This window comes from Armatimonadota bacterium (assembly GCA_020354555.1).
Lineage (GTDB): Bacteria > Armatimonadota > Hebobacteria.
Genome location: CP070648.1, coordinates 2287587 through 2295209, shown reverse-complemented (window position 1 = coordinate 2295209; position 7623 = coordinate 2287587). Strand labels below are relative to the sequence as shown.

Genomic DNA, 7623 nt, shown 5'->3' with positions numbered 1-7623 from the left:
TTTTGTATGCTCTGTGCGACAATTCGTGCGGAGATACAGGGCTGCCCAGGGGGCGTGGCGGCGGCTCCACTCAAGGGCTTGACCCACAGATGCGGGAGCGAAGCCCCGGGACTGGGGCGAGAAGAAGGCATTCCCGACACTCAGGCGTCGTAAGGGGCCCGGAGAGCGCCCTGCCGATTGACAGGCGGGAGAACGGCGGGGTGAGGAGGGGAATGAAAAGTGGGAGCGACAACTCGATGCGGTGGTGGATCGGCGGGCGGCTGCCGCATGCGGGAGCTTGCGGGGCGGTCCCCGCCATGTATGCCGATCGAGCTAGTTGGGGTGGTCTGCGAGGCTCAGATGCGTGCGATCGCGGGTGTCCGCCAAGTTGTCAACTTTGTTCTTTGACCAGCGAACCACCCCCATATACACGGTCAGGATAATGGCGGCGAGGATGAGGATTATGGTCAGGACGACCACAAGTTCGATAAGGGTGATCCCCCGCCGCCGCCGTGCCGCCATGCGCAACCCATGCATTCAGGTCACCTCCCCCGGCGCCTGTCCGCTGCACGCTGGGTAGACATTCGCTGCGCCTGACTGCGTTCCCTCGTGCACGGGCGGTACCCGGGCCCGTCGGGCCACCCGGGAGTGAGCCTCCGTGGTTGTCTCATAATCGGCCTGCTCGCAATTCACTGGCCGCGGAAACGTCATTCAGAGCGCAGCACCGAGCGCAGGCGAGGCGCGAAGCGAAGAATCTCGCCATCGCCGGCGCAGTTGCGGGACAGCTTCCTACATCTGCCCCATGAGCTTGTGCACTTGCGGAATCACGCGGACGTGCGGAATGAAGCGCTTGGCGACGGCTTGCAGGCACAGCGTTCGTTCGGGCGACGGCGGCTCGGGGCCTTCGGGCACACGTGTCACCGGCTGAAGCACCAGCGGAATCTGAGGACTCACCGACGCGACGAGTCGGCAGGCCTTCTCGACTTCGTCATCAGCCGTGGCCCCTGCGAACACCGCTTTGACGAACAGGGGGGCCTCGCCGCGGCTGAGAAACGGCCGCGCCGCATCCAGGAATGCCCGGTGCTCGTCCCAGGACTCTATCCCTGCGGCGCTGGGGAGCTTCACGTCCATCGCGATTACGTCAATCGCGTCGAACACGCATGACAGAGCGCCGGGAAGCGTGCCGTTCGTCTCGAGATGCACCCTCAAGGCTGACCCGCGAACGCGCTCCGCTATATCGCGCAGGAGCTCGGGCTGCAACAGCGGCTCGCCGCCGGTGAAGCTGACAGCCGAATGAAGCCCAGCAGGGGAATGCAGGCGCACAACGAGTTGCGCTGCGCGCGCTGCATCGAGCGGGTTCGTGTGCTCCTCGAAGTCGCGCTGGCCGGGGGTCTTCTCCGCGCGACAGTAGAGCGCGCGGTCGCGCGCCCAGGCGGTGTCGCAGTATGAACAGTGCAGGTTGCACCCGGCCAGGCGGACGAAGATCTGTCGCTCGCCCACCCAAAGCCCCTCGCCCTGGATGCCCGAGAAGATTTCCGCGATGTATCCTTTTGCCGTCACTGTCGCGGTTGGCCGGCAGACGCCGTGTGGCGAGGCTCGGGGCTCCAGTCCAGCCGTTCCACGGCCAGCGCTTGCGCGGCGGCGCCGACGTTCGCTCCACCGAGACTGCCCAGGGAGTCGAGCATCCCCATCATAATCCGCCGGGTCTGCGGCGAGAAGCGTCCGAGGTGTAACCAGTCGAACGCGATCACCTTGTCGCCGTCGGATCGATCAACGCGCGCGCCGACGCGCGGCTTATCCTCGCTCCCGTTCCACATCGCGTCGGACACGGTGCGCGCGAAGTGCTCCATGTCTTCGCGGTCGAACACGATACCGGCATCATAGGCGTCAACGACGAAACCGATGTCTATGTGACCGTGTGACGTGTCCTCGACGTGCGCCATCCGCCGCGCCTCCTCGTCCCACGGCCCAGCGTAGTCCCAGTAGTTCCACTCGTAGTGGCTGCCGACGAGGCGCAGGTTGCGCTTGAAGAAGCGGGCCATGCGCTCGGCGCGCCCGCGGTAGAGGGCTTTGCCCGTGATGCGGTAGAGCGCGATGTGCGTCCGCGCCAGGGCGAGGTACTGGTTGTGGGGCAGCGATGCGCCGGGGAACCGCTGCGCGGGATCGTTCTGGAACGCATAGACGCCCATCCCATCCGGCACGTCGTGCCAGTATGGCTCCCATTTCGGGATGAGTTGCGTTTCCATGACGTGGAGATACCGGCGAGCCGCGTCGCCATACATCGCTGTCAGTCGTTCGCCGCTGAGGACGGCGGCGCAGAACTTGGCGATGGGAGTGAGGATCATGCCGTCGTGAACGATGTATTCCATCGGCTTGGGTGCCTGGGTCCTGACGATGAATCGGTCGCCCGCCTGCAGTTCACCCTCTACGAACAACACGACGCCCGGGATCTGCTTGATGTGGCCGTCCTCGGGCATGTCAACCACGCCGAGTTGTTCGCCGGTCGTCTTGTCGGTGGCTTCGATCGCCCCCGCAGGCGTGACGCGAAGCTCGTAGTCGTGGCCGGTGACCTTGTGCGCGGTCTCGATATCAGAGATGCGCGCGGGATCCGGCTTGATGGTCGCCCGGGATGTGTTGCCGCCGTCGGCCACCGCTTCGACGATTGCGACGGAGTAGCGCGTGGTGCGCCAGCCGGGCTGCAGTTCGTCGCCTGGCGACAGGTTGCTGAATATCACATCGGCTCGCTGCCGGATCCTATCGAGCCACGCGGTGTCGCCCGTCGCCTCGTACATCCAATAGAACGTCGTCAGGACCGTGGCCTCGCCCCAGGCAAGGGTGCCGGAATCCGCCGACTTGTGGTTCTCGTCCGCGTCGAGCGCTGCCAATCCCCCTTGCATCTTTTCGATGAGCGGGTTGGGCGCGGTCACCGGCTCACCCCATCCCACAAAGCCCAGCGTCGCCACCGCCGCAAAGACACCCAGGCCGATCCATCTTGGCAGTGCCATCATTCATTCCGATTCCAGCGGCAGTGTTACCGGGCCGCCGCTGCGCGCGGATCTGTACACACCGAGGATGATCTCCACCGCGTGGCGAGCGTCCTCGCCGGTCACCATCGGCTTGCGGTCTTCGCGGATCGCCTGGGCCAGGTCGGCGATCTGGCGCGCATGACCGGTCATCGTAATCGCTGTGGGGTCGGAGGCGGCGCCGTCGCGCTCGATGGTAAGCGACGCGCGCACCCCTTCGAGGGTCTCGCCGGGCACCTCCCACTTCAAGAGATCGTCGCCGTCCACGCAAATCGTGCCCTGATCGCCGTGGAATTCGAGGCGGTGATTCATGCCCACCACCGAGGTCGTGCCTTCCAGCACGCCGAACGCACCGTTGGCGAAGGTCAGCGCCGCAACCGCCGTGTCCTCGACTTCGATGTTACGCACCAGGTGATCGGCGCGCGCGAAGATCGTTGTGACCGGCCCCATGATCCACTGGAGCAGATCCACGCAGTGGACGCCCTGGTTCATGAGCGCGCCGCCGCCGTCCCATTGCCAGGTGCCGCGCCACCCCGCGCTGTCGTAGTACTCCTGGCTGCGGAAGTACTTGAGATACGCATCGCCGAGCACCATCTTACCCAGCGTGCCCGACTGCACCGTATCGTGCACTTTGCGCCACACCGGCTGCGTCCGCCGCTGGAATATCACCCCGAGCTTGACCTCCGCCTTGGCACACTCGGAGATCATGGCGTCCATCTTGGCGAGGTGGATATCCATCGGCTTCTCACACATCACGTGCTTGCCGGCGCGGGCGGCGTCTACGGCCATGTCCGCGTGCATCCCGCTCGGCGTACAGATGCAGACGGCGTGGATGTCGTCGCGCGCCAGCAACTCGCGGTAGTCCGTATGGTGCTCCGCGCCATGCTTCTCGGCCAGCGCCTTGGCCTTCTCCTCGATGACGTCGCACACGGCGACCAGCGTGGCTTCCGGCGCGGCTGCGATGGCATCGGCATGCGTCGGTCCAATGACCCCGCACCCGATGATTCCGAAGTTTGTCATCTCGCTCACGGCAAGCCTCCGATATGAGGAATGTAGGCGCACGCGCGCCACCGTGCAAGATACGAGGCCGGGATGGCATCTCCCTCTATCGGCGGGTTGGTCCGATCAGGCCAAGCGGATTCACATGCGCTTCGCTCCCGAGACGCTGGGGTCTGGCACGGCACGAAGGCGTACGCGCGGGCGTCAAAAGGGGTGCGCGCGAGCCTGAGAAGTGGTAAAATACACCGGGAAGGGACCAGGAGGAGTTCATTGATTCGACGGATTGCGTTTGCCGCGCTCGGCGCGATTGTGGCGGCAGCGGTCATCTCCGGCTGCGGCGTATCCACCGGAGGCAGCGAGGGACCGACAGCCACTGCCATGCGACCGGTAGGGCCGGCGGCACCCCCCGCTACGCGCGCCGAGCAGGCAACGGCCAACACGGCCGCCGGCCCGGGGGGCCAGGTCACCGTCTTCCTGCACACCGTCGGAACGGGGTTCCAGGCCGCCTCGGTTTCGTTCGACGCGGCTTCGCTGATGCTGCAGGGGGGTAAGCCGGCCGCTCTCGACCTCGCGCCCGCCGCGAGTGTGGATGCCGGCAGCTTCCAACTCATCGCACACGGACCGACGCCGCCAGGCACCTACGACAGCCTCAAGCTGACGGCGAAGCCCGACGCCGAAGCCAACACGGTGACGTTCGCCGCCGGCCAAGCTCCCGCGCCCCTGCGCTTGCCCGAGAGCATGGACCTCGGTCTCGAGGATGCCGACTCGGGAGCCGACGGCAGGCTCCTGCTCGTCGTCACGGCGGACTTCGCTGACTTGCCTCGACAGGACGACGTCGCCGTCGCCGCCCGCCGGTTCCGGGCCGCCCCGCTCGCTGAGGACGGGGCCTGCACCATCACAGGCGAGGTCGCGCCGTCGGCGTCGCTCGCTCGTGTCCATGCGTGCTGGGGCGAGACGGGTATCGCCATCGCTATGACCCAGGCCGACCCTTTCACCGGTGAATACTCACTTGCCGGCCTGCCGCCCGGACGCTACCAACTGCGGATAACGGCCGCCGGCCATGAGACCTACCGGGGGCCCGAGGAACCGGTGGCCCTCGCCGCGGGCAAGACCGCGGAACTTCCCCCCATTGTGCTCTCGCGCGCCAAGGTGCCGGCTGGGCTGTAGGCGAACGGGTCCGGCACGAGAGTTGCGGCGCATGATGACACCCGTGTCGAGCCGCGGGCACGGATGAATGCGCCACGGAGGCTTATCATGGGAAGTCGTATTCCACTCATTGCCCTAGGTGTGCTGCTGGCTGCGGCGGCGGTACTGGGCGCTGGCGGCTGCGGCAGCAGTTCCGGCACGGTTAGCACCGGCACCGGCCAGATCGCGATTCTGCTCACCGATCAGGCCGGCGAGTTCGAGCAGGTGCTGGTGACGGTGGCCGAGGTGCGGGTGCATCGCGACGGCGGCGGCTGGGTGACGGTCGCGGACAAGGCGGCCATTGACGCGTTCATCACCCAACCGGTTGACCTGCTGTCGCTGCGGGACGTGGAGAAGCTGATCGGCGTCGCCTCACTTCCCGCCGGGCGCTACACGCAGTTGCGGCTGGTGCTGCTGCCCCAGGCGGAGGTGGTGCTCCCAGGCGGGGCGCACCAACCGTTGAAGATCCCCAGCGGCCCGCAGACCGGTCTGAAGGCGCTGAACTTCACCGTGCCCGATGGCGAAGTGGTCTATCTGCTCATTGATATCGAGACCGATCGCATCACGCACACGGACGGCGGCGCGAACGAATACATACTGCCGCCGACCGCCATCTCGGTGACCGTGTTCAACGGCCCGTTCGGCATGCTGCGGGGCGCCGTGAGCCCGCCGGACAGCGAGGCGGCGGTCACGGCGTACTGGGCCGGGACCAACGTGCCCGTGGCGCAGATGACCATCAACCCGGACGGCACGTATGCGATACCAGACTTGCTCGACGGCTGGTACTACCTACTGGTCTCGGCGGTGGGCTATGAGCCGTTCGACTCGCGACCGGCGCTGTATGAGGTGGTTCCGAGCGGGATCACTGACGTTCCGCTGATAACGCTGACGCCGTTGCCGCCGCCGACGCCGTAGGGGAAGCGCGCGCGCGAGCCGTGCGACGGCGATATGGTCGTTGATTGAAGCCGGTGGGCTGCACGTTGTGCAGGCGATCGGCTCAGGGGAAAGAAACGGGGGCGCGGTTCGCGCCTCCGTTTGCCCTTCATCATCACTGGCCCGACGACTGAGTCGCTGCCCCGCGCTGGACTCCGCCTGGTGCACGACGTGCGGCGCCGCCCGCGCTTGACAGGCCGCGGCAGCGCCAATATCATGGTGCCAGATGCCACACGCGCTATCCCGGAAACAAGACCATGTCCGATACCGCAACCGAGTCTGACCCCGGCTTCTCCCGCCCCGAATGGGACGAGTACTTTATGCTCCTGGCCAAGCTGGCGGCAATCCGCTCGACGTGCTTGTCGCGGCCAGCGGGGGCGGTGATCGTCCTCGACCGGCAGGTCCTGGCCACGGGCTACAACGGCTCGATGCCGGGCGTCGCCCACTGCACCGAGGACGGTGTGTGCTTCCGCCGCAGCTTCCGCGCCGGAGAGGATGACAAGTACGACGTGTGCCGCGCGATCCACGCCGAGGCGAACGCCATCGCGCAGGCGGCCCGGCGCGGCGTCAGCATCGAGGGCGCGACGCTGTACACCACGCTCGCCCCGTGCTTCGTCTGCACCAAGCTGATGGCAAGCGCGCGCATTGTCCGCGTCGTGTACGAGCACGAATACGAATCACCCGACCGCGAGCGCGATGAAATGTGGCGCGGGGCGCTGGCGGAAGCGGGCATCGAGTGCGAGCAGCTGACCCTCACCGCCGCCACGATCGAGCGTGCGCGCGAACTCATGTCGTCAATCACGTCGGTGCGCCGGCCACTGTCGGATACCGGCGAGCCGTTGGAGGAGTAGTCGTGATTCCAGGCAGCCAGCCCGTCATCTCCGTCGTCGGACGGACTCTCCCCGAGGCCTGGCAGAACGCCATGGTCGCCCTGTTCGCGCACGGCTTGGGCACCGCGACGTCGTTCGACCGCGCGGGCGATCCGCAGAGCAAGGACGCAACCGTCATCATCACCGTCGAGGAGCCATTTGCTGAACCGCGGTTACACAAGAAGGCCATTCCGGCGGGTCTGGAGGAACTGGAGATCTACCGGCTGGAGGTCGTCGCCGGGGTCCACAATCACTGGATCAATCGCTTCGGCGACGAGTGGAACTACACCTACCACGAGCGGCTGCGCGCCTATGACGCCGGAGACGGACACAAGCTCGACCAGATCGAGACCATGGTTGACCTGATGGCGAAAAGCCCTGAGCCCTTCCGGAGGCGCTACCAGGTGGTGACCTGGATTCCCGCGGTTGACCCGTTCATCCTCGATCCGCCCTGCCTCCAGCGGCTCCATGTCCGGCTGCTGCCCGGGGCCGAGCCGGGCGCGCTCGACCTCAACCTGAACACAGACTGGCGCTCTCGCGACGGCTACAAGGCCTGGTTCATGAACGCCTATGCCTTCACCGATCTCCAGCGACTGATCGCGAACGAGCTCTCGCGGCGGATGGAAAGGCCGGTG

8 protein-coding genes are annotated in these 7623 nt (G+C 66.4%); 4 read left to right on the top strand and 4 right to left on the bottom strand.

The features are described 5' to 3' along the window. Nucleotides 1–312: 312 nt before the first annotated feature. The 4 genes from JSV65_09405 to JSV65_09390 all read right to left on the bottom strand — a co-directional run bounded on the left by JSV65_09405 (nucleotide 313) and on the right by JSV65_09390 (nucleotide 4022). Nucleotides 313–516, bottom strand: a complete 204-nt coding sequence (locus JSV65_09405; GenBank protein UCH36550.1) for a prepilin-type N-terminal cleavage/methylation domain-containing protein — start codon at nucleotides 514–516, stop codon at nucleotides 313–315. Nucleotides 517–768: 252 nt separating this feature from the next. Beyond that, nucleotides 769–1539: a 7-carboxy-7-deazaguanine synthase QueE gene (locus JSV65_09400; GenBank protein ID UCH36549.1), complete on the bottom strand. Its 771-nt coding sequence runs from the start codon at nucleotides 1537–1539 to the stop codon at nucleotides 769–771. After that, entirely contained in the window at nucleotides 1536–2987 is a 1452-nt protein-coding gene (locus JSV65_09395) for a hypothetical protein (GenBank protein UCH36548.1), read from the bottom strand. Before JSV65_09395 ends, JSV65_09400 begins: the two co-directional genes overlap by 4 nt. Next, nucleotides 2988–4022 (bottom strand): Gfo/Idh/MocA family oxidoreductase, encoded by a 1035-nt coding sequence (locus JSV65_09390; protein ID UCH36735.1) that lies wholly within the window; start codon nucleotides 4020–4022, stop codon nucleotides 2988–2990. 249 nt (nucleotides 4023–4271) lie between these two features. On the opposite strand from JSV65_09390, the gene JSV65_09385 reads away from it, so the two are divergent. The 4 genes from JSV65_09385 to JSV65_09370 form a co-directional block, all read left to right on the top strand. Further along, nucleotides 4272–5168: a carboxypeptidase regulatory-like domain-containing protein gene (locus JSV65_09385; GenBank protein UCH36547.1), complete on the top strand. Its 897-nt coding sequence runs from the start codon at nucleotides 4272–4274 to the stop codon at nucleotides 5166–5168. Nucleotides 5169–5255: 87 nt separating this feature from the next. Beyond that, nucleotides 5256–6101 (top strand): DUF4382 domain-containing protein, encoded by an 846-nt coding sequence (locus JSV65_09380; GenBank protein UCH36546.1) that lies wholly within the window; start codon nucleotides 5256–5258, stop codon nucleotides 6099–6101. Nucleotides 6102–6376: 275 nt separating this feature from the next. Next, on the top strand, nucleotides 6377–6970 hold the full coding sequence (locus JSV65_09375) for a dCMP deaminase family protein (protein UCH36545.1): 594 nt from the start codon (nucleotides 6377–6379) through the stop codon (nucleotides 6968–6970). A gap of 2 nt (nucleotides 6971–6972) precedes the next feature. Further along, the coding region (locus tag JSV65_09370; protein ID UCH36544.1) for a hypothetical protein at nucleotides 6973–7623 on the top strand (651 nt) is incomplete at its 3' end.